This window comes from Ruegeria sp. CL6 (assembly GCF_056536465.1).
Map to the genome: position 1 here is coordinate 40520 of NZ_JBQFPR010000003.1, position 20874 is coordinate 61393.

A 20874-nucleotide genomic window follows, 5' to 3' on the forward strand; every position below is an offset into this window, starting at 1 on the left:
ACGGATTTTGTTCACCCTACAAAACCATCTTCCTTTTTCTTTTCTTATTTTTTTATTAGGGAGAGTTCCGAGCAACCTTCGGAGCCGAGATGACGGATCTTCTTTTCACGATTTACCCATGGGTGAAGTCACTTCACATCATGGCGGTAATCTCGTGGATGGCAGGACTGTTCTATTTACCCCGACTGTTCGTCTATCACGTCGAAAAAGCGCAGGCTGTCGATAAGGCAGAACCAATCTTCTTTGAAATGGAAGAAAAGCTGCTACGCGTGATCATGCGCCCCGCGATGATCGTGGCCTGGGTCTGTGGCCTGATCATGGTGTTTACACCTGGCATCGTCGGGTGGGATTTTGCATGGCCTTGGGTCAAGGGTGCGGCCGTCATTGGCATGACCTGGTTTCATCATTGGCTGATGGCACGCCGTAAAGACTTCTTAGAGGGGCGAAACAAGCTCACTGGGCGGCAGTATCGCATGATGAACGAGGTTCCGACCGTTTTGATGGTAATCATCGTTCTAGCGGTCATTCTGAAGTTCTGAGGGCGTTTTTAAGCGCAAGGGTCAGACGGGCGGTTTGACTCCGCCAGACGCCACGCTTATGTAGGGGTCAACACGCCCGTCCGGGCGGCGTATCTTCCGTACTGAAATTCCACTTCGTGCCGCGCTGACAGCGGTGAAGGTTTGTATCATGTCTACTGAATCCCTGAATCTGGCCGATCTGAAGGCCAAAAGCCCCAAAGACCTTCTGGCCATGGCCGAAGAGCTGGAGATCGAAAACGCCTCGACCATGCGGAAGGGCGAGATGATGTTCCAGATTCTGCGCGAACGCGCGGATGAGGGTTGGACCGTCGGAGGAGACGGTGTTCTGGAAGTTCTACAGGACGGGTTCGGTTTCTTGCGCTCGCCCGAAGCGAACTATTTGCCGGGGCCAGATGACATCTATGTGTCGCCTGACATGATCCGCCAGCATTCCCTTCGGACCGGCGACACTGTCGAAGGTGAGATCAAAGCGCCTGATGACAATGAGCGGTACTTTGCGCTGATCAAAGTCACGAAGATCAACTTTGAAGAGCCTGAGAAGGCCAAGCACAAGATCCTGTTCGACAACCTGACGCCTCTGTATCCCGACGAGCGTCTGAAGATGGAAATCGAAGATCCCACCATCAAAGACAAGTCGGCCCGGGTGATCGATCTGGTTGCGCCCATCGGTAAGGGTCAGCGGTCGCTGATCGTGGCGCCTCCACGGACGGGTAAGACGGTAATCTTGCAGAACATCGCCCATTCAATCGAACAGAACCATCCTGAGTGCTATCTGATCGTTCTGCTGATCGATGAACGACCGGAAGAAGTGACGGACATGCAGCGCTCGGTAAAGGGTGAGGTTGTGTCCTCGACCTTTGACGAACCGGCAACCCGCCACGTGGCCGTATCGGAAATGGTTATCGAAAAAGCCAAGCGTTTGGTCGAGCATAAACGAGATGTTGTGATCCTTCTGGATTCGATCACAAGACTTGGTAGGGCGTTTAACACCGTCGTCCCGTCTTCGGGTAAAGTTCTGACCGGTGGTGTGGACGCGAACGCTCTGCAACGTCCCAAGCGGTTCTTTGGTGCGGCGCGGAATATCGAAGAGGGCGGTTCGCTGACCATCATCGCCACCGCGCTGATCGACACCGGTAGCCGGATGGACGAGGTGATCTTTGAAGAATTCAAAGGCACAGGTAACTCGGAAATCGTTCTGGACCGCAAGATCGCTGATAAGCGCGTGTTCCCGGCCATCGACATCCTCAAATCCGGTACAAGGAAAGAGGATCTTCTGGTCGACAAGGGCGATCTGGCCAAGACCTTCGTCCTGCGCCGTATCCTCAACCCGATGGGCACGACCGATGCGATCGAATTCCTGCTGTCCAAACTGAAGCAGACGAAGACGAATGGTGAGTTCTTCGATTCGATGAACACCTAATACAGGTCTTAACCAACGCGGGGCCTACGAATGGATACGATATTCGCCTTGGCCAGCGCGCAGGGCAAAGCAGGGGTGGCGGTCATCCGCATCTCTGGTCCTCTGGCGCATTCTGCTGCTGCTGAATTGACCGGTCATCCGCTGCCGCCCCGTGGTATGCGCTTTCGGTTACTTTACGCATCCGATGGGTCGCGTCTGGATGACGGCCTAGTGCTGACATTTCAAGCACCTGCGAGTTTCACTGGCGAGGATGTAGTTGAATTTCAGATTCACGGCAGCACCGCTACGGTGGATGCTGTGATCCGCTGTCTTTCCGATACAGAAGGCTTGCGTCTTGCAGAGCCAGGCGAATTTACGCGCCGGGCACTTGAGAACGGCAAGATGGATCTTACGCAAGTCGAAGGTCTGGCTGACCTGATCGACGCTGAAACTGAGGCACAGCGGAAACAAGCTCAGACCATCCTCGCGGGGGAGCTCGGCTCTTTGGCGGAACGGTGGCGAGGTGACCTGATCCGTGCTGCATCCTTGCTAGAAGCCGTGATCGATTTTGCGGATGAAGAAGTCCCGACAGATGTGACCCCAGAAGTTCGTCAACTGGTGAGCGGTGTTATGTCAGACCTTCAACGCGAGGCCGAAGGAGTGCGGATCGCCGAGCGTATTCGGACTGGGTTTGAGGTCGCAATCGTTGGGCTTCCAAATGCGGGTAAGTCCACTCTGCTGAATGCTCTTGCCGGGCGTGATGCTGCTATTACATCTGAATATGCAGGGACGACCCGTGACGTGATTGAGGTTAGAATGGACCTCGATGGATTGCCTGTTACTTTGTTGGATACGGCAGGGCTGCGCGAGACTGAGGACCATGTCGAAAGTCTTGGTATCGAGCTGGCCCGAAAACGCGCTGAAACCGCTGATCTACGAGTCTTTCTGACAGAGAATCCTTCGGAATTGGGCGTAGTCATGCGCGAGGATGATATCCAGGTTTTACCCAAAGCTGATCTTAGAAAAGGGTCAGGTGATGGAATATCTGGTAAAACGGGTCAGGGATTGGATCAACTGATAAACAATATATCGCGTATATTGAATCATAGAACCACTAGTTATGGTATAGCTACGCGAGAACGGCACCGTATCGCCCTTAATAACGCCCGAGATTCACTAGGTGCTGCAATGTCTGTTCTGGAATCGGGCCCGGATTTGTATGATATCGCAGCGGAAGAATTGCGCACGGCCATTCGTGCGTTAGAGGCTTTGGTAGGTAGGATCGGTGTTGAAGACCTCTTGGATGAGATATTTTCAAGTTTCTGCCTTGGAAAATAGGGAGTGTTTCACGTGAAACATTCGAGTTTCGACGTTGTAGTGATTGGTGCCGGACATGCTGGAACCGAAGCGGCGCATGCAGCGGCCCGCATGGGTGCCCAAACTTCTTTGGTTACGCTTTTATCAGCGGATATTGGCGTTATGTCCTGTAATCCGGCAATCGGTGGGCTTGGAAAAGGTCATCTGGTTCGCGAGATAGATGCGCTGGACGGTGTTATGGGGCGTGTCGCTGATCAGGCCGGCATCCAGTTTCGACTTTTGAACCGGCGAAAGGGTCCGGCGGTACAGGGGCCAAGAACACAGGCAGATCGCGCGTTGTATCGAGCTGCCATGCAGCAGGAAACCAGTGCCCAGCCTAATCTTTCGATAGTTACCGGAGAAGTTGTTGACTTTCTAATGGATGGTCACCGCGTCGCAGGGGTGAAACTCGCGGATGAGTCCGAAATTGGCGCTAAAGCGGTTATTTTGACATCGGGAACTTTCCTGCGTGGTGTCATACACATAGGGGACGTTTCGCGCCCGGGTGGACGGATGGGGGATAAGCCGTCCGTCAAGCTGGCCGAACGATTGGATAGCTTTCAATTTCCACTTGGACGCTTGAAAACTGGGACTCCGCCCCGGCTTGATGGGCGCACGATAGATTGGTCAGATTTGGAAAGACAGGATGGCGATGATGATCCAACGCTGTTCTCATTTATGTCCTCGGCTGTTGTAGCGCCTCAGATTTCCTGTGGAATCACACACACGAATGCGCGAACACATGAAATTATTGAGAAGAATCTAAGTCGATCGGCAATGTATGGGGGACATATTGATGGTGTTGGTCCCAGGTATTGCCCTTCGATCGAAGACAAGATCGTAAGGTTCGCCGATAAAGAGTCTCACCAAATATTCCTCGAGCCAGAAGGTGTTAACGACCACACGATTTATCCCAACGGAATTTCAACATCTTTGCCACAAGATGTGCAGCTGGACTATGTTCGGTCGATCAAGGGGCTGGAAAAAGCCGAGATACTCCAGCCTGGATATGCGATCGAATATGACTATGTGGATCCCCGCGTTTTAACTTCATCTTTGACCGTCCCAGAAGTTCCAGGTCTATATCTTGCGGGTCAAATCAATGGAACAACAGGATATGAGGAGGCGGCTGCCCAAGGGTTGGTGGCCGGTCTGAACGCGGCACTGTCTGTTTTCGGGCGAGATCCTATCCAGTTCACACGAGCTGATAGTTATATTGGCGTGATGATTGATGATTTGACGACACGCGGTGTTGCCGAACCCTACCGTATGTTCACATCTCGAGCAGAGTTCAGATTGTCCCTACGCGCCGACAATGCAGATCAACGACTAACACCAATCGGCATGGAGTTGGGATGTGTAGGAGAGGCCAGAATAAAGTCGTTCTCTGAAAAGATCGAAAAGCTGACTGAAGTCAAATCCAGGCTTTCAGAACGAACCTATACTCCAAAGGAAATGCGCTCTGTCGGTATAAATGTCAATCAGGATGGAAACCGTCGTGATGGAATGGCAATCTTGGCGTTTCCTGATGTTTCATTCTCCGACTTGCTTCCGCTAATTCCGGAACTTGGCAACGTAGATCCTGAGATACGCCAGCAAGTCGAGAGAGACGCGCTATATGCAAACTACATTGCTCGTCAGAAACGGGATGTCGAAGCAATGAAGCGTGATGAATCCTACGAAATTCCACTTGATTTCGACTATTTTGCCCTGGATGGTCTATCATCTGAGATGAAGCAGAAGCTTTCAAACGCGCGGCCAGAGAACGTGGCCCAAGCAAGTAGGGTCGAAGGGGTTACTCCAGCAGCTTTGACGCTTGTTCTTGCGAAGCTCCGCAGAGAACAAAAGGTCAGAAAAGTATGAGTGAAGGAGTATTGGATGATCTGAATGTTTCACGTGAAACATTCGAGCGTCTGACCAAATATGTCGAACTGGTAGAGCGATGGAATCCGAAGATCAATTTGGTATCGCGTAACAGTCTGAATGACATCTGGACCCGTCATATCAAAGATTCCGTTCAGGTTTATCGTTGTGCCGGTACCTTTTCCAATTGGGTAGACCTGGGCAGCGGCGGAGGTTTCCCGGGAATGGTCTGCGCAATAGTGGCCATTGAAGAAAACCCAAGCGCTCAGTTTACACTTATCGAAAGCGATCAGCGAAAATCAGCCTTTTTGCGCAACGTTGCCCGTGAATGTCAGGCAAATTGCAGGGTTATTTCCAAACGGATTGAGGTGGTCGATCCGCTTGGCGCAGATATCCTATCAGCCCGAGCGCTAGCTGAACTGGGCGTGTTATTGTCCTTTTGTGACAGACATTTAGGGGATTCAGGTGTCGCGCTGTTGCCTAAAGGCGCAACCTGGAAAAAAGAACTGGACGACGCGCGCAAAGAATGGAATTTCCAGGCTGAGCCGATTACAAGTTTAACTGAACTTCAGGCCGTTATCCTTAAAATTAAAGGAGTATCACGTGGTTGATCTGTCTCGTCCCTCAGGGCCCCGGATTATCGCCGTTGCCAATCAGAAGGGCGGAGTAGGCAAAACCACAACAGCGATTAATCTTGCAGCGGGCCTAGCAGAGGCCGGTTGTCGGGTTTTAGTTGTTGATCTGGACCCGCAAGGGAACGCTTCGACCGGGCTGGGGGTGGAAGACAGAGATTGGACGACCTACGATCTGATACTGGACGACGCACCTCTTGAAGCTGTCATTCAGGAAACAGAAATCGGTGGTCTATACGTTGTACCGGCAACGGTGGATCTGAGTTCAGCAGATATCGAACTTATCTCGAACGAAAAGCGCAGTTATCTGTTGCACGATGCTCTCAGGCAGACAGCTATCGACAAGTTTGAGCTGGACTTCGTGCTGATAGATTGCCCGCCATCCCTGAATTTGCTGACCGTCAATGCGATGGTTGCAGCTCATTCCGTACTGGTTCCGCTTCAAAGCGAATTCTTTGCGCTTGAAGGTTTGTCGCAACTCATGATGACGATTCGAGAGGTCCGCCAAACCGCGAATCCCGACCTGAGAATCGAAGGTGTTGTGTTGACCATGTATGACAACCGCAACAACTTGTCCCGTCAGGTCGAAAAAGACGCGCGTGACAATCTGGGTGAGATGGTATTTAAAACCAAAATACCCAGAAATGTGCGGGTCAGCGAGGCGCCGTCATACGCGCTGCCTGTGCTGCAATATGATTCTGGGTCTCTGGGCGCGATGGCCTATCGTCATTTGGCCCGCGAAGTCATGCATAAGAATAAAAATGCCGCGTAAGCGGCAGTAGGAGGGTCCAGTGGCAGCTAAGAAATCAAAACCCAGGGGATTGGGTCGCGGCCTGTCTGCTTTGATGGCGGATGTCACGCAAGAGACAGAAGGGCTTAGACCGTCAGAACCTCGCCGCCCGGATATGAAAGTTCCGATTGAAAAGCTGCACGCGAACCCAAACCAGCCGCGCCGCACCTTTTCGCGCGACCAACTGGATGAACTTGCGGCGTCGGTTAAGGAAAAAGGGATCATCCAACCTCTGATCGTCCGCGAGATAGCGGAAGGCGATTATGAGATTGTCGCGGGTGAGCGCCGCTGGCGTGCAGCGCAAATGGCGCAACTGCATGATATTCCCGTCATTGTTCGTGATTTCGACGATACCGAAGTGCTGGAAGTCGCGATTATCGAGAATATTCAACGTGCTGACCTGAATGCTGTTGAAGAAGCGGCCGGCTACAAGCAGCTTATGGATCGTTTCGGACACACGCAGGAAAAGCTGGCCGAAGCCTTGGGCAAAAGCCGCAGCCATATTGCAAACCTTCTGCGTTTGCTTTCCCTACCGATGGATGTGCAGCAACTTGTCGTCGAAGGTAAGCTGTCGGCTGGACACGCGCGCGCATTGATCACAGCGGAAAACCCCTCTGAATTGGCGAAATTTGTTGTGCAGGACGGTCTTTCCGTTCGGGCGACTGAAGCGCTTGTGAAGAAAGAGCAGGCCGATCCTGTTAAATCCGTGCCGAAATCCCGAAATCTGAATGCAGGAAAAGACGCAGACACACGCGCGTTGGAAAAGGATCTTTCTGCGATTCTGGCTATGAAGGTGGCGATCAATCACAAGGCCGGGACAGAGTCAGGGCAGGTTGTTCTAACCTATGAAAACCTGGATCAACTTGATGACCTGTGCGCAAAGCTCAGCCGTTAGGACGGGTCCAGATAAAGGTCATCACACCACCTAATACAATCGCCTGAATGATTAGCACGTGATTGGGCACTTGGATAAGAACTGAAATTCCAAAAACGGCGGCAATCGAGAGGGTTGCTGCCTTTTTTGCTTTTGGGCGTATGGCGCCGGAGTTCTGCCAATCCAAGATCATTGGGCCAAAGGTTTTATGAGTGATAAGCCAGTTGTGCAGGCGGGATGACGACCGAGCGAAGAAAAACGCAGCCAGCAGCAGGAAAGGGACTGTGGGAAGTAAAGGCAAAGCAATACCGACCACCGCAAGGGCAACGCTCAATAATCCCAATGCTGCCCAGAGATATTGCATCCGCTAACCCAAAAGTTCCCGGATGACCGAGTTCAATACAGCGCGCCCGTCTTGTGTGGCGATCAAGCGCCCGTCTTTCTGTTCAATCATGCCGATATCGGTCAGATGTTCCAGCTTGGTTTTTGGCAAAGGCTGGCCGGATAAAGAATTAAACCGATCAATATCTAGACCTTCTGATACCCTTAACCCCATCATAAGGTATTCATTGGCCTGATCCTGCGCAGAAAGCTCAGTTCGTTCCTTTTCTCCGCTACCTTGATCGACGGCTTGTAGCCACCTGTTCGGAGATAAGTAGGTTTCGGTTGCCAGCTTCTTTCCGTCGCGGGTGATACGACCATGTGCGCCGGGGCCAATTCCAACATAGTCACCGTAGCGCCAGTAAATCAGGTTGTGTTGAGATTCCGCTCCGGGACGGGCGTGATTGGAAACTTCGTAAGCAGGTAAGCCATGCGCTTCGCAGATTTCTTGCGTGGCAAGGTACATATCAGCGGCGCTATCATCCTCGGGCAGACCACGCAGCTTTCCAACGGCGTATCTGTCGCCGAATGCGGTGCCTTCCTCGATGGTCAGTTGGTACAAAGACAAATGGTCAACGGCCATTGATAAGGCGTCAGACAGTTCAGCGCGCCAAGCGGCCAGGGTTTGATGCTGGCGGGCGTAGATCAAGTCAAAGCTGACCCTGTCGAAACAGGCTCTGGCGATATCATACGCAGCCCGCGCTTCGGCGACTGTGTGGATTCGACCCAATCGGCGCAGATCGTCGTCATTCAGCGCTTGCACACCCATCGAGATCCGGTTCACCCCCGCGACGCGATAGGCGGCAAACCGTCCAGTCTCGACCGAGCCGGGATTGGCCTCAAGCGTGATTTCCATGTCATTAGCAGGCCGCCACAGGCTGCGGGTCTCATCAATAATGGCAGCGACGGTGTCCGGGTGCATTAGAGAGGGTGTGCCGCCACCAAAAAAGATCGTATTCAGCACCCGATCTGGCGTGCCCAAAGCAGAGCGGCGCAGTTCGTCTAGATAACTGTTAAGCCATTGTTTTTGGTCGATATTTTTAGACACATGGCTGTTAAAGTCGCAATAGGGGCACTTGGCCTCGCAAAAGGGCCAATGCACATACAGGCCAAAGCCCCCGTTGCGCCAATCATCCGCCAAAGCAGCCTTTCACGAACATCTCCACCGCGCGACCGCGATGGCTGATCTTGTTCTTTTCCCAGCGATCCATTTCGGCAAAGGTAATGTCATGCCCGTCGGGGACAAACATCGGGTCATAGCCGAACCCATCCTTACCCCGGATCGGCCAGACAAGGTGGCCGGGGGCGATGCCCTCGAACACTTCGTCATGTCCATCGGGCCAGGCCAATACCAGAGTGCACCGAAACTGGGCCGTTCGGGGGTGGGCTGCGTCTTTTGCTTCCAGCTCATCATGCGCGCGGGTCATTGCCATCAGGAAATCACGGCCATTGCCGGTTTCCGCCCAATCTGCCGTGTAAACGCCGGGTGCACCGTCCAGCGCATCAATCGTAATCCCGGAATCGTCCGACAGGGCAGGCAGTCCGGTGGCCTTGGCCGCGGCATGAGCCTTGATCCGGGCGTTGCCGACGAAAGTATCCTCGGTCTCTTCCGGTTCGGGCAGGTTCATCTCGCCTGCGCCGACAACGGTTACACCAAAGGGTTCGAGAAGATGCGCCATCTCCTCGAGCTTGCCTTTGTTATGCGTGGCCACCAGTAGCCTGTCGCCGTCGAACTTGCGGGTCATGCGGTGGCGGCCTTTTGCGCGGCTGCCAGTTCGCCGACGCCTTTTTCGGCCAGATTCATCAGTTGATCCATTTGCGCCCGGCTAAAGACCGAGCCTTCGGCGCTCATCTGTACTTCGATCAGCTTGCCCGATCCGGTCATGATAAAGTTACCATCGACGCCAGCCTCACTGTCTTCAGGGTAGTCTAGGTCCAGCACAGGCTGACCGGCATAAATGCCACAAGATACGGCGGCCACCGGATCGACCAGCGGGTCAGAGATCACATCGCCCGCTTTCATCAGCTTGTTCACCGCCAGACGCAGCGCAACCCAACCTCCGGTGATCGAGGCGCAGCGGGTGCCGCCATCGGCCTGAATGACATCGCAGTCCACGGTGATCTGGCGCTCGCCCAACGCGACACGATCCACACCGGCGCGCAGGGCGCGACCGATCAGGCGTTGGATTTCCACGGTCCGGCCACCTTGCTTGCCGCTGGCGGCCTCGCGCCGCATCCGGGTGTTGGTTGCGCGGGGCAGCATGCCGTATTCCGCCGTCACCCAACCCAGGCCCGAGCCCTTGATGAAGGGTGGCACGCGATCCTCGATCGTGGCGGTACACAGCACATGGGTGTCGCCCATTTTGATCAGGCAGGAACCTTCGGCATGTTTGGTAAAGCCCGTCTCGATTGAAACGGCGCGCATTTCGTTTAGATCACGTCCTGAGGGTCGCATGGAAAATCCTTTGTTTGCTGGGTTGGGGATACCGCCCCGTGGCGTTACGATGCAACCCCGATTGACCTTTCATTTGCCTGCGATTTAATGACGACCCAGCAGGGGACCGCCGATGAGCGAAGCAAGCAAAATTCTTAACGAGATGAACGACCGGTCGCGTGAGGTGTTTCGGTTGATCGTCGAAAGCTATCTGGAAAGCGGTGAGCCGGTGGGCAGCCGGACCCTGACACGCACCCTGTCGGAAAAAGTCAGCGCTGCGACGGTACGCAACGTGATGCAGGACCTGGAGTTTCTGGGATTGCTGGACAGTCCGCATGTTTCTGCGGGTCGGATTCCGACGCAGCAGGGGTTGCGGATGTTTGTCGATGGATTGCTTGAGGTCGGCGATCTGGGGGCGGATGATCGGCAAAAGCTGGATGAGACTTTAGGCTCTAACGCAGGCGATGTGGGCGGGATGCTGGACCGGGTGGGATCGGCTTTGTCACACGTGTCGCATGGCGCGTCTTTGGTTTTGACACCCAAGCAAGAGTCCGAGATCAAGCATATCGAATTTGTTTCACTGGCCCATGACCGCGCGCTGGTCGTTCTGGTATTTGCGGATGGGCATGTGGAAAATCGCCTGTTTACACCTCCTCCGGGGCAAACGCCCAGTTCCATGCGCGAAGCCGCGAACTTCCTTAACGCTTTGATCGAAGGGAGGACGCTTGGCGAGGTCAGGCGCCAGATGCAAACACAGATCACCGCCCGCAAGCAAGAGATCGACGTGCTGGCCCGCGAGATGGTCGAAAGCGGTATGGCGGCCTGGGACGGAGACGGCGGAGACTCCGCCCGGCTGATCGTGCGTGGACGCGCGAATCTGTTGGGCGACTCAGGTCAGGAAGAGGAACTGGATCGCATTCGCACTTTGTTTGACGATCTGGAACGTAAGCGCGATATTGCCGAATTTTTGGAATTAACCGAAGAAGGTGAAGGCGTTCGCATTTTTATTGGTTCTGAGAACAAACTTTTCTCACTTTCGGGTTCCTCTTTGGTGGTGTCTCCATATATGAACGCTGATCGAAAGATAATCGGTGCGGTCGGGGTTATCGGACCTACGCGACTGAATTATGGACGGATCGTACCGATCGTGGATTATACGGCGCAACTGGTCGGCAAGCTGATTTCCGACCGGAGCTAGAGGGTAAGAGATGGCAGAACCCAAAAACGAAGATTTCCTGGACGATATCGCAACCGCCGAAGCGGAAGAATTGGCGGAAGAATTTGCTGAGATCAGCGAAGAAGAGCTAGAGCTTGAAGCGCTGCGTGCTGAGCGAGACGAGTTCAAGGACAAGTTCATGCGCGCGCTGGCAGATGCCGAAAACGCGCGCAAACGCGGTGACAAGGCGCGTCGTGATGCCGAACAGTATGGCGGATCGAAACTGGCTCGGGATATGTTGCCGGTTTACGACAATATGAAGCGCGCTCTGGAGGCAGCAACAGACGAGCAGAAAGAGGTTGCCGCCGGACTTCTGGAAGGGGTTGAACTGACCATGCGTGCCCTAAAGGACGTATTCCAAAAACACGGGATTCGAGTGATTACCCCGGAAGTCGGAGACCGGTTTGATCCAAATCTCCACGAAGCCATGTTCGAGGCTCCTGTTCCCGGCACCCGTGCCGGTGATATTATTCAGGTGTCCGCCGAAGGCTTCATGCTGCATGACCGGTTGCTTCGTCCGGCACAGGTGGGTGTGTCTTCGACACCTGCAAGCTGATTGGCCTCTGCGAGGCCAAGCCTCCGGCGGAAGTATTTTTGAACAGAAGAAGGGGCGGTCAGGATTTGGCCGCCTCTTTCAGTTTGTAGATCAGGTCGAGCGCTTCTCGGGGTGTCAGTTCATCTGGTAGAATTTCGTCCAGCATGTCCGCAAGCGGGGACGCCTTGGGCGCGGAGGGCGGAGGCGGCGGCGCGGCGGAAAACAGGGGCAGGTCGTCGATCAGAGCCTTTTGTTTGCCGCCTTCGCGTTCCGTTTTTTCCAATTGGTCCAGAACAACGCGGGCGCGGTCGACCACGGACACGGGAAGCCCGGCCAATTGCGCGACCTGAACACCATAGGAGCGGTCGGCGGCACCTTTGTGGACCTCGTGCAGAAAGATGACCTCGCCCTCCCATTCCTTGACGGCGACGGTGGCGTTTTCGACACCTTCCAGCTTGCCCGCCAAAGCGGTGAGTTCATGGTAGTGGGTGGCGAACAGCGCGCGGCATTGGTTTGCGGCGTGAAGATGTTCCAGCGTGGCCCAGGCGATCGACAGGCCGTCATAGGTGGCCGTTCCCCGCCCGATTTCGTCCAGAATGACCAGAGCGCGATCATCGGCCTGGTTCAGGATCGCGGCGGTTTCAACCATCTCGACCATGAAGGTTGATCGCCCGCGGGCCAGATCGTCCGACGCTCCGACACGGCTGAACAGTTGGCTGACGATGCCGATATGAGCCTGCTCAGCCGGGACATAGCCGCCCATTTGCGCCAATAGCGCGATCAGGGCGTTCTGGCGGAGAAAGGTAGATTTACCTGCCATGTTGGGGCCGGTCAGCAACCAGATCGCCGCGCCTTGATCCGCGCTCAGATCGCAGTCATTGGCGATGAAGGCGTCGCCCGATTGCTGACGCAGTGCGTGTTCGACCACCGGGTGGCGACCACCTTTTACGTCGAACGCACGCGAATTGTCTACCTGCGGGCGGCACCAGTTTTCTCCGCGCGCCAGATCAGCGAGTGCTGTGGTCAGGTCAAGCTCGGCCAGCCCTCGGGCGGCCTGATTCAGGCGGGCGGCGAGGGCTAGAATTTCGCCAGAAAGCCTTTGATAGAGCCGTTTTTCGATCTCCAGCGCCAGATTGCCCGCATTTAGGATGCGGGTTTCGATCTCAGACAATTCCACGGTGGTAAACCGCACTTGATTGGCGGTGGTCTGGCGGTGGATGTAGGTTTCACTGAATGGCGGGTTCAGCATTTTTTCGGCATGGGTGGACGTGGTTTCGATGAAATAGCCCAACACGTTGTTGTGCTTGATCTTCAACGAAGTGATGCCGGTGTGTTCTGCGTATTTCTGCTGAAAGCCCGCGATGACCGAGCGGCCTTCGTCGCGCAGGGTGCGGGCCTCATCTAGTTCTGTGTCGAAACCGGGCGCGATAAAGCCGCCGTCACGGGCCAGCAAGGGTGGTTCAGCGACGAGGGCTTCGTCCAAAAGGTTCAGCAGATCATCAAAGCCGACAAGGTTCTGCACTGCGGTCGCCAACAGGACAGGAAGATCCTGACTTTCGCACAATTCAGCGATTGTCGATGCCTGTGTCAGTCCATTTCGGATGGCGGCCAGATCGCGTGGGCCGCCGCGCTCGAGCGATAGGCGTGACAGAGCACGGTCTAGATCGGGGGTCTTGCGCAGCGCCTCTCGCAGGTCCGAGGTGATCAGGCTATCCTCAGCGGCGAAACTCACCGCATCCAGCCGGGCGTGGATGACATCCAGATTGCGCGACGGGCTGGACAGGCGTTGTTCCAGCAGCCGTGCGCCACCCGGCGTAACAGTGCGATCAACCACCGACAGCAGTGATCCGGCGCGGCCACCAGACAGAGACTGGGTCAGCTCCAGGTTGCGGCGCGTGGCGGCGTCGATCTGCACCACGCGATCCTCGGATTCCTTCAGTGGCGTTTGCAGCAGCGGCAGTTTGCCCTTTTGCGTGATCTCAAGATAGTCGATCAGCGCGCCCATGGCCGACACTTCGGCCCGGCCAAATGATCCGAACGCATCCAAGGCGCCAACGTGAAACAGCCCGCAGATACGCTTTTCCGCTGCTGTGCTGTCGAAACTGGCGCGTCCGATCGGGGTTAGGGAAATCCCTAGATCGCGCACCGTCTCGTTCAACGCCTGCTCCATCCCGTCGCCCACAATCAGCTCGGACGGGGCTAGCCGCGCCAGTTCGGGGCTGAGGCGCACGGACGTCAGAGGCATCACGTGAAACGCACCTGTCGAGATATCGGCCCAGGCCAAAGCAGCCTCATCCCGAACCTCGGCGTAAGCGGCCAGAAAGTTGTGGCGGCGGGCCTCTAGCAGCGCATCTTCGGTCAGTGTACCCGGCGTCACCAGACGCACTACATCGCGCCGAACCACCGATTTAGAGCCTCTTTTCTTCGCCTCAGCCGGGCTTTCCATCTGTTCGCAGACGGCGACGCGGAACCCTTTGCGGATCAGGGCCAGCAGATACCCCTCGGCCGAATGGACCGGCACGCCGCACATGGGGATGTCCTCTCCATTGTGCTTACCGCGCTTGGTCAAGGCGATGTCCAGCGCCTCGGCCGCGTTCACAGCGTCCTGAAAAAACATCTCGTAGAAATCACCCATGCGGTAGAACAGCAGGGCGTCTGCGTGGGCCTCTTTGATTTCAAGATATTGCGCCATCATCGGCGTGACTGTGGACAAAAGCGGCCCCCTTCTGGCGTATTCCGGTCGCGACCTTACAAATCCCCCATCCGCGACGAAAGGTGAAAACGTATTGTCGTTGAGGCGCAGCCCTGCCTGCGTTATGACGCATCAGCCCCGAATTCATGGAAACGACCGACAAGATGCCCAAAACGAAAATCACCAAAGAAGAGGCACTGGCCTTTCATCTGGACCCCACCCCCGGCAAGTGGGAGGTGCAGGCCACCGTTCCCATGACCACGCAGCGCGATCTGTCGCTGGCCTACAGCCCTGGTGTGGCCGTTCCTTGCGAAGCCATCGCCGAAGCGCCCGAGACCGCCTATGACTATACCAACAAGGGCAATCTGGTCGCCGTGATCTCGAACGGGACGGCTGTTTTGGGGCTTGGCAATCTGGGCGCGCTGGGCTCGAAGCCTGTGATGGAAGGAAAGTCCGTCCTGTTCAAGCGCTTCGCCGACATAAATTCGATCGATATCGAGTTGGACACCGAAGACCCGGATGAGTTTTGTCGCGCCGTGCGACTGATGGGGCCGACCTTTGGCGGCATCAATCTGGAAGACATCAAGGCGCCCGAATGTTTCATCATCGAACAGCGCCTGAAGGAAGAGATGGACATCCCCGTCTTCCATGACGACCAGCACGGCACGGCGGTAATCTGCGCGGCGGGTCTGATCAATGCGCTGCATATCTCGGGCAAGAAGATCGAGGACGTGAAGATCGTTCTCAATGGTGCGGGTGCTGCGGGGATCGCCTGTATCGAATTGCTCAAGGCGATGGGCGCGCAGCACGACAATTGCATCGTGTGCGACACTAAGGGAGTGATCTATCAGGGCCGGACCGAGGGGATGAACCAGTGGAAATCGGCCCACGCCATCACCACTGATCTGCGCACTCTGGAAGACGCCATGAAGGGCGCGGATGTCTTTCTGGGCGTGTCGGTCAAGGGGGCCGTTACCCAAGAGATGGTTAAGTCGATGGCTGACAACCCGGTGATTTTCGCCATGGCCAACCCCGACCCCGAGATTACCCCGGAAGAAGCACACGAAGTTCGTGTAGATGCCATTGTCGCCACGGGCCGCAGTGATTATCCGAACCAAGTGAACAACGTGCTGGGCTTCCCCTACCTGTTCCGCGGTGCGTTGGATATCCACGCACGGGCGATCAATGATGAGATGAAAATCGCCTGTGCCCACGCGTTGGCACGTCTGGCGCGCGAAGATGTGCCGGATGAGGTCGCGATGGCGTATGGCAAGTCGCTGACCTTTGGTCGCGACTATATCATCCCCACCCCGTTCGATCCGCGTCTGATCCACCGTATTCCGCCTGCCGTTGCCAAGGCCGGGATGGATACCGGTGCCGCGCGCCGTCCGATCATCGACATGGATGCATACGAGCTGAGCCTAAAATCCCGCATGGACCCGACCGCCAGCATCCTGCGTGGTCTGAACGCCCGTGCGCGTCAGGCCCAAAGCCGGATGATCTTTGCCGAGGGCGACGATCCCCGTGTGTTGCGTGCCGCTGTCACCTATCAACGCTCGGGCTTTGGCAAGGCGCTGGTTGTGGGGCGCCCCGATGACGTGAAGGCCAAGCTGGAAGAGGCCGGTCTGGGCGATGCCGTGCGCGAGCTTGAGGTGGTCAACGCCGCCAACACTGCGCATCTCGATACCTACTCGAACTTCCTGTACGAGCGGCTTCAGCGTAAGGGTTTCGACCGCAAGGACATTCACCGCCTTGCGGCGCGGGACCGTCACGTGTTTTCCTCGCTGATGCTGGCGCATGGGCATGGCGATGGTCTTGTGACCGGGGCCACGCGCAAATCGGCGCATGTTCTGGACCGGATCAATCACGTGTTCGATGCGGACGCAGCACATGGTGCGGCTGGCGTGACGGCGTTGTTGCACAAGGGGCGGATCGTACTGATCGGCGATACGCTGGTCCATGAATGGCCCGATGAGAATGATCTGGCCACTATCGCCGAACGCTCGGCTGCCGTTGCACGCCACATGGGGCTTGATCCGCGCGTGGCCTTCGTCAGCTTTTCGACCTTTGGCTATCCGGTGTCGGAACGGGCTGAAAAAATGCACCGCGCACCTGCGGTTCTGGATCAGCGCGGCGTTGATTTTGAATATGAGGGCGAGATGACCGTGGATGTTGCCCTGAATGTCGATCAGCAGGCCAGCTATCCGTTCCAGCGTCTGACGGGGCCTGCGAATATCCTGATCGTACCTGCGCGCCACTCGGCGTCGATCTCGACCAAGCTGATGCAGGAAATGGGCGGTGCGACAGTCATCGGCCCGATCCTGTCGGGTGTCGATAAGCCGATCCAGATTTGTTCGACCGTTTCGACGGCGAATGACATCCTGAACATGGCTATTTTGGCGTCTTGTGACATTGGATAAGCCATGACGATCTGGAACCTCGGCTCGATCAACGCGGACATGATTTACGACGTGCCGCACCTTCCCGGGCCGGGGGAGACGCTCTCGGCCAACCGTTTGGATCGCTTTCTGGGCGGCAAAGGGGCGAACATGTCCGTGGCCGCGGCCCGAGCTGGCGCGCAGGTGGCCCATATCGGGGCCGTGGGGTCGGACGGGCGCTGGGCGCTGGATCGTTTGACGGAATATGGCGTGGATACGCGCCGTATCGCTCTGGTCGATGTGCCGACAGGCCACGCCATCATCGCCGTGGATTCCAAGGGTGAGAACAACATTATCCTGTTTCAGGGGGCGAACCACGCAATATCAACCTATCAGTTGGGGCAGGCGCTGTCTTCAGCCTCGCAGGGTGACTTGCTGGTGATGCAGAACGAAACCAACCTGCAGGTTGAGGCCGCGAAGATGGGGCGCGAGATGGGTTTGACCGTCTGCTATGCCGCAGCACCGTTTCAGGCCAAGGCGGTGCAGGCCGTGCTGCCCTATCTGGATTTCCTGATCCTGAACGAGGTTGAGGCCGAACAACTGCTTCAGGCCACTGGCCAATCGGTCACGGATTTGAAGGTCGAGCATGTGATCGTCACTCTGGGCTCGAAAGGTGCGCGATACTATCATCGCGCCGCGACGTCGGATTTCCCGGCCCACAAAGTTCAGGCTGTGGATACGACCGGCGCGGGGGACACGTTCACCGGCTATGTTCTGGCCGGGATGGATCGTGGGATGCCGATGGCGCAGGCGATTTCACAAGCAAATCGTGCCGCGGCCCTGATGGTCACGCGGCACGGTACAGCCGATGTCATCCCGGATTTGAAAGAGGTCCGGGACGCGCAGTTCGACTAGGATCCGGCAAACGGCGCGTCGCTTCCCCAAAGCTGTTTCACTCGGGCGTCCCGACCGCAGGCTTTGCGGTATGCCTTGTATGCGCTGTGCTGACGTTTGGGGCCAAACCGCGTGAGAACCAGCTTGGACCCCTTGTAGTAATCCTGATGATACGCCTCGGCTGGGTAAAACGCGCCCGCCTGCAGGATCGGAGTAACTACAGCCTGCCCCAGCGCATGTTGTGCATCGGCTTTGGCCTGCTCAGCAGATGCTTTTTCGCCTGCGTTAGAGACGAAAATCGCGGTTCTGTAGCTGTCGCCCCGATCGCAGAACTGACCGCCTGCATCGGTAGGATCGACCGAGCGGAAGAAGAGGTTCAACAGCGTTTCACGGGAAACGACCGATGGGTCAAAGGTGATCTGAACGGCCTCGTAGTGACCTGTACCACCTTTTGTGACTTGATCGTAGGTCGGGCTTGCAGTGGTGCCGCCGGTATATCCGGAAACTGCCCCTGTCACGCCCTTCACGGATTCAAAGTCGGATTCGACGCACCAAAAACACCCGCCAGCCACTGTTAGGGTTTCAGTTCCAGCGGCGGGTGCCGGGGTTGCGCGCAACAGTGCAGCAATTGCGATCAAGACAAACAGAAGCGTCGGTTTGACGTAGTCGAGATAAGCGATGCGGGTCATGGCAGGTCTCCTTCCAAGATCAGGCTGCCCTGTCTTTTCGCCCTGCGCAATCACCTGACATCGTTTGTCACGCGCTGGTGAGAGGAGTTTATCCCAGCAACTGCCCCAGTTTCATCGCAACGCCCATATTTCCCGAAATCTTGAGCTTGCCCAAAGCCACGCCCGTCATAGGGTTCAGTTTGCCGGTCAGCAGCTTGGTCAGGTTCTTCTGCGAGATGCGGATAGTGCAGTCGGTGTCCTGATCCTGGGTGGTGGCCTGATTGTCGGACAGCACGATCACGCCGTCATCGCCACAATCGAATTTCAACGAACCCTCAAAGCTCTTGCCAACCAGGTTTTTCTGAATGTCGTCTGCAATAGATTGCATCATGGTATTTCTCCTTGGTTGACCTGTGCGTAAAGCTAAACAGGTTAACCAAGCAAGGATGACGCAACGGGAACCCGAGGCTACGAGCGTTGCAAAAGCTGGACGGTACGTTCGCAGCGCTGGCCGTCATAGAATGCGTCAAGAACGGCATTAAATTCCTGTGGTGCGTCGGGTACAGACGAGAACAGAGTCATGCACGACCGCAGTTTCTTGGCATCAATCCCGCCCAGAATTTCCGAAGCGTCGCGCCCCTTGTGCAGCAGCATCAACCGCGCTGTTTCCGTCAGGCGTTGGCGCAGCTCTGTATGATCCAGATAGGCGGTTGCCTCGTCCAGATCTTCAATTCCATATAGCTGCGCCATATCGGATCGGCCAAGCTCGGCCAGTTGCGGAAAGACGAACCACATCCAATGGCTGGTTTTCTGCCCCTGCTTCAGCTCGCGCAGGACGTCGGACCAGACCGTGTCCTGCGCTTCGATGAACAGATCAAGCTCATCACCGATGCCGTCGTCCTCGATCACTTGGACAAACGCTTGTCTCGGGCTGCCAGCAATTTCAGACGCAGGGCGTTCAACTGGATAAAGCCTGCTGCATCTGTCTGGTCATACGCGCCCGCGTCATCCTCAAAGGTCACATGTTCTTCAGAGTAGAGCGAGTGATCCGACCAGCGGCCCACGGTCGAGGCCAGACCTTTATACAGCTTCACCCGCACGGTGCCGGTGACATGTTCCTGGCTCTTGTCGATTGCCGCCTGCAACATTTCGCGTTCGGGCGAGTACCAGAAGCCGTTATAGATCAGTTCCGCATATTGCGGCATCAGCTGGTCTTTCAGATGCATCGCGCCACGGTCCATGGTGATGGATTCGATGCCACGGTGCGCTTCCAGCAGGACGGTGCCGCCGGGCGTTTCGTAGATTCCGCGCGATTTCATGCCCACGAACCGGCCTTCGACCAGGTCGAGACGGCCAATGCCGTGCTTGCCGCCATATTCGTTCAGCTTGGTCAGGATGGTGGCAGGGCTCATCGCTTCGCCATTGATGCTGACCGCGTCGCCTTTTTCAAAGCCGATTTCGATGAATTCAGGCTCGTTCGGCGCGTCTTCGGGGTGGACGGTGCGCTGGTAGACGTAGTCAGGCGCCATGTCTGCGGGATCTTCCAGAACCTTGCCCTCGGACGAGGTGTGCAGCAGGTTCGCATCGACCGAGAACGGAGCCTCGCCGCGCTTGTCCTTGGCAATCGGTATCTGATGCGCCTCGGCCCATTCGATCAGACGGGTGCGGCTGGTCAGGTCCCATTCACGCCACGGCGCGATCACCTTGATGTCTGGGTTCAGGGCGTAAGCCGCCAGTTCAAACCGAACCTGATCGTTACCTTTGCCGGTTGCGCCATGCGCCACAGCATCGGCACCGGTTTCGGCGGCAATCTCAACCAGACGTTTCGAGATCAGCGGACGCGCGATGGAAGTGCCCAGCAGGTACAGCCCTTCGTATTGAGCATTGGCGCGGAACATGGGGAAGACGAAATCGCGGACGAATTCCTCGCGGATGTCTTCGATATAGATATTCTCGGGTTTGATCCCCAGCATCTCGGCCTTTTGTCGTGCCGGTTCCAGCTCCTCACCCTGACCCAGATCGGCGGTGAAGGTCACAACTTCACAGCCATACTCGGTCTGCAACCATTTCAGAATGATCGAGGTATCAAGGCCACCGGAATAGGCCAGAACAACTTTCTTGGGCGCGGACATCTGACTTCCCTTTATGCGTAGAACGATTGGCCCCTAACGGGTTTTGAAAGCGGGGGCAAGTTATCAGCGTTGACGCAGGCAGCGATTTGAG

At 56.2% G+C, this 20874-nt stretch carries 20 protein-coding genes; 11 read left to right on the top strand and 9 right to left on the bottom strand.

The window, feature by feature from the left end; translation table 11 throughout:
• The first annotated feature begins 89 nt into the window (after positions 1-89).
• The 7 genes from ACR0LH_RS09780 to ACR0LH_RS09810 all read left to right on the top strand — a co-directional run bounded on the left by ACR0LH_RS09780 (position 90) and on the right by ACR0LH_RS09810 (position 7474).
• Positions 90-539: a CopD family protein gene (locus tag ACR0LH_RS09780; RefSeq protein WP_480720757.1), complete on the top strand. Its 450-nt coding sequence runs from the start codon at positions 90-92 to the stop codon at positions 537-539.
• A gap of 148 nt (positions 540-687) precedes the next feature.
• The gene (gene rho / locus ACR0LH_RS09785) at positions 688-1959 is read left to right on the top strand and encodes a transcription termination factor Rho (protein WP_170412710.1); all 1272 of its coding nucleotides are present in this window, start codon (positions 688-690) and stop codon (positions 1957-1959) included.
• A 30-nt stretch (positions 1960-1989) separates the two neighbouring features.
• The gene (mnmE, locus tag ACR0LH_RS09790; RefSeq protein WP_480720758.1) at positions 1990-3276 is read left to right on the top strand and encodes a tRNA uridine-5-carboxymethylaminomethyl(34) synthesis GTPase MnmE; all 1287 of its coding nucleotides are present in this window, start codon (positions 1990-1992) and stop codon (positions 3274-3276) included.
• A 12-nt stretch (positions 3277-3288) separates the two neighbouring features.
• Positions 3289-5157: a tRNA uridine-5-carboxymethylaminomethyl(34) synthesis enzyme MnmG gene (gene mnmG, locus ACR0LH_RS09795; protein ID WP_480720759.1), complete on the top strand. Its 1869-nt coding sequence runs from the start codon at positions 3289-3291 to the stop codon at positions 5155-5157.
• The gene (gene rsmG / locus ACR0LH_RS09800) at positions 5154-5768 is read left to right on the top strand and encodes a 16S rRNA (guanine(527)-N(7))-methyltransferase RsmG (RefSeq protein WP_480720760.1); all 615 of its coding nucleotides are present in this window, start codon (positions 5154-5156) and stop codon (positions 5766-5768) included. Before mnmG ends, rsmG begins: the two co-directional genes overlap by 4 nt.
• The gene (locus ACR0LH_RS09805) at positions 5761-6561 is read left to right on the top strand and encodes an AAA family ATPase (protein ID WP_170386946.1); all 801 of its coding nucleotides are present in this window, start codon (positions 5761-5763) and stop codon (positions 6559-6561) included. The genes rsmG and ACR0LH_RS09805 overlap by 8 nt, the downstream gene beginning before the upstream one ends.
• A gap of 19 nt (positions 6562-6580) precedes the next feature.
• Entirely contained in the window at positions 6581-7474 is an 894-nt protein-coding gene (locus ACR0LH_RS09810) for a ParB/RepB/Spo0J family partition protein (protein WP_480720762.1), read from the top strand.
• Here ACR0LH_RS09810 and ACR0LH_RS09815 read toward each other — a convergent pair.
• The 4 genes from ACR0LH_RS09815 to rph are packed head-to-tail and all read right to left on the bottom strand — an operon-like array spanning position 7464 to position 10289.
• Positions 7464-7817 (bottom strand): YbaN family protein, encoded by a 354-nt coding sequence (locus ACR0LH_RS09815; RefSeq protein ID WP_480720763.1) that lies wholly within the window; start codon positions 7815-7817, stop codon positions 7464-7466. The two genes, ACR0LH_RS09810 and ACR0LH_RS09815, sit on opposite strands and share 11 nt — an antisense overlap.
• A 3-nt stretch (positions 7818-7820) precedes the next feature.
• Positions 7821-8975 carry a radical SAM family heme chaperone HemW gene (gene hemW / locus ACR0LH_RS09820; RefSeq protein ID WP_480720764.1) on the bottom strand — a complete coding sequence of 385 codons (1155 nt, stop codon included), beginning with the start codon at positions 8973-8975 and terminating at the stop codon, positions 7821-7823.
• Positions 8965-9579, bottom strand: coding sequence for an RdgB/HAM1 family non-canonical purine NTP pyrophosphatase (gene rdgB / locus ACR0LH_RS09825; protein ID WP_170620924.1), 615 nt, complete (start codon positions 9577-9579; stop codon positions 8965-8967). The genes hemW and rdgB overlap by 11 nt, the downstream gene beginning before the upstream one ends.
• Positions 9576-10289, bottom strand: coding sequence for a ribonuclease PH (rph, locus tag ACR0LH_RS09830; RefSeq protein WP_170602129.1), 714 nt, complete (start codon positions 10287-10289; stop codon positions 9576-9578). The genes rdgB and rph overlap by 4 nt, the downstream gene beginning before the upstream one ends.
• Positions 10290-10401: 112 nt before the next feature.
• Here rph and hrcA point away from each other — a divergent pair, with 112 nt between their 5' ends.
• Together hrcA and ACR0LH_RS09840 are read left to right on the top strand one after the other, a co-directional pair.
• Entirely contained in the window at positions 10402-11466 is a 1065-nt protein-coding gene (gene hrcA / locus ACR0LH_RS09835; RefSeq protein WP_480720765.1) for a heat-inducible transcriptional repressor HrcA, read from the top strand.
• A gap of 10 nt (positions 11467-11476) precedes the next feature.
• Positions 11477-12040 (top strand): nucleotide exchange factor GrpE, encoded by a 564-nt coding sequence (locus ACR0LH_RS09840; protein ID WP_170386960.1) that lies wholly within the window; start codon positions 11477-11479, stop codon positions 12038-12040.
• A gap of 58 nt (positions 12041-12098) precedes the next feature.
• Here the strand turns inward: ACR0LH_RS09840 and mutS are convergent, their stop codons facing one another.
• Positions 12099-14714, bottom strand: a complete 2616-nt coding sequence (gene mutS, locus ACR0LH_RS09845; protein WP_480721163.1) for a DNA mismatch repair protein MutS — start codon at positions 14712-14714, stop codon at positions 12099-12101.
• Between the two features lie 161 nt (positions 14715-14875).
• On the opposite strand from mutS, the gene ACR0LH_RS09850 reads away from it, so the two are divergent.
• Together ACR0LH_RS09850 and ACR0LH_RS09855 are read left to right on the top strand one after the other, a co-directional pair.
• The gene (locus ACR0LH_RS09850; protein WP_170564498.1) at positions 14876-17131 is read left to right on the top strand and encodes an NADP-dependent malic enzyme; all 2256 of its coding nucleotides are present in this window, start codon (positions 14876-14878) and stop codon (positions 17129-17131) included.
• Positions 17132-17134: 3 nt separating this feature from the next.
• Positions 17135-18004 carry a ribokinase gene (locus ACR0LH_RS09855; RefSeq protein ID WP_480720767.1) on the top strand — a complete coding sequence of 290 codons (870 nt, stop codon included), beginning with the start codon at positions 17135-17137 and terminating at the stop codon, positions 18002-18004.
• Here ACR0LH_RS09855 and msrA read toward each other — a convergent pair.
• The 4 genes from msrA to ACR0LH_RS09875 all read right to left on the bottom strand — a co-directional run bounded on the left by msrA (position 18001) and on the right by ACR0LH_RS09875 (position 20783).
• On the bottom strand, positions 18001-18672 hold the full coding sequence (gene msrA / locus ACR0LH_RS09860) for a peptide-methionine (S)-S-oxide reductase MsrA (RefSeq protein WP_480720768.1): 672 nt from the start codon (positions 18670-18672) through the stop codon (positions 18001-18003). The genes ACR0LH_RS09855 and msrA overlap by 4 nt on opposite strands.
• Positions 18673-18760: 88 nt before the next feature.
• On the bottom strand, positions 18761-19042 hold the full coding sequence (locus tag ACR0LH_RS09865; protein ID WP_170412675.1) for an SCP2 sterol-binding domain-containing protein: 282 nt from the start codon (positions 19040-19042) through the stop codon (positions 18761-18763).
• 77 nt (positions 19043-19119) lie between these two features.
• Positions 19120-19560, bottom strand: a complete 441-nt coding sequence (locus ACR0LH_RS09870; RefSeq protein ID WP_480720770.1) for a DUF1810 domain-containing protein — start codon at positions 19558-19560, stop codon at positions 19120-19122.
• A complete protein-coding gene (locus tag ACR0LH_RS09875; RefSeq protein WP_170386970.1) occupies positions 19557-20783 on the bottom strand; it encodes an argininosuccinate synthase in 1227 nt (408 codons plus the stop codon). The genes ACR0LH_RS09870 and ACR0LH_RS09875 overlap by 4 nt, the downstream gene beginning before the upstream one ends.
• Positions 20784-20874 lie beyond the last annotated feature (91 nt).

What these genes read in the sequence shown, in the direction of transcription:
- ACR0LH_RS09780 (WP_480720757.1), top strand. Translation starts at nt 90, where the DNA reads ATGACGGATCTTCTTTTCACGATTTACCCATGGGTGAAGTCACTTCAC.
- rho (WP_170412710.1), top strand. Translation starts at nt 688, where the DNA reads ATGTCTACTGAATCCCTGAATCTGGCCGATCTGAAGGCCAAAAGCCCC.
- mnmE (WP_480720758.1), top strand. Translation starts at nt 1,990, where the DNA reads ATGGATACGATATTCGCCTTGGCCAGCGCGCAGGGCAAAGCAGGGGTG.
- rsmG (WP_480720760.1), top strand. Translation starts at nt 5,154, where the DNA reads ATGAGTGAAGGAGTATTGGATGATCTGAATGTTTCACGTGAAACATTC.
- ACR0LH_RS09815 (WP_480720763.1), bottom strand. Translation starts at nt 7,817, where the DNA reads ATGCAATATCTCTGGGCAGCATTGGGATTATTGAGCGTTGCCCTTGCG.
- rdgB (WP_170620924.1), bottom strand. Translation starts at nt 9,579, where the DNA reads ATGACCCGCAAGTTCGACGGCGACAGGCTACTGGTGGCCACGCATAAC.
- rph (WP_170602129.1), bottom strand. Translation starts at nt 10,289, where the DNA reads ATGCGACCCTCAGGACGTGATCTAAACGAAATGCGCGCCGTTTCAATC.
- hrcA (WP_480720765.1), top strand. Translation starts at nt 10,402, where the DNA reads ATGAGCGAAGCAAGCAAAATTCTTAACGAGATGAACGACCGGTCGCGT.
- ACR0LH_RS09840 (WP_170386960.1), top strand. Translation starts at nt 11,477, where the DNA reads ATGGCAGAACCCAAAAACGAAGATTTCCTGGACGATATCGCAACCGCC.
- mutS (WP_480721163.1), bottom strand. Translation starts at nt 14,714, where the DNA reads ATGATGGCGCAATATCTTGAAATCAAAGAGGCCCACGCAGACGCCCTG.
- ACR0LH_RS09850 (WP_170564498.1), top strand. Translation starts at nt 14,876, where the DNA reads ATGCCCAAAACGAAAATCACCAAAGAAGAGGCACTGGCCTTTCATCTG.
- ACR0LH_RS09855 (WP_480720767.1), top strand. Translation starts at nt 17,135, where the DNA reads ATGACGATCTGGAACCTCGGCTCGATCAACGCGGACATGATTTACGAC.
- msrA (WP_480720768.1), bottom strand. Translation starts at nt 18,672, where the DNA reads ATGACCCGCATCGCTTATCTCGACTACGTCAAACCGACGCTTCTGTTT.
- ACR0LH_RS09865 (WP_170412675.1), bottom strand. Translation starts at nt 19,042, where the DNA reads ATGATGCAATCTATTGCAGACGACATTCAGAAAAACCTGGTTGGCAAG.
- ACR0LH_RS09875 (WP_170386970.1), bottom strand. Translation starts at nt 20,783, where the DNA reads ATGTCCGCGCCCAAGAAAGTTGTTCTGGCCTATTCCGGTGGCCTTGAT.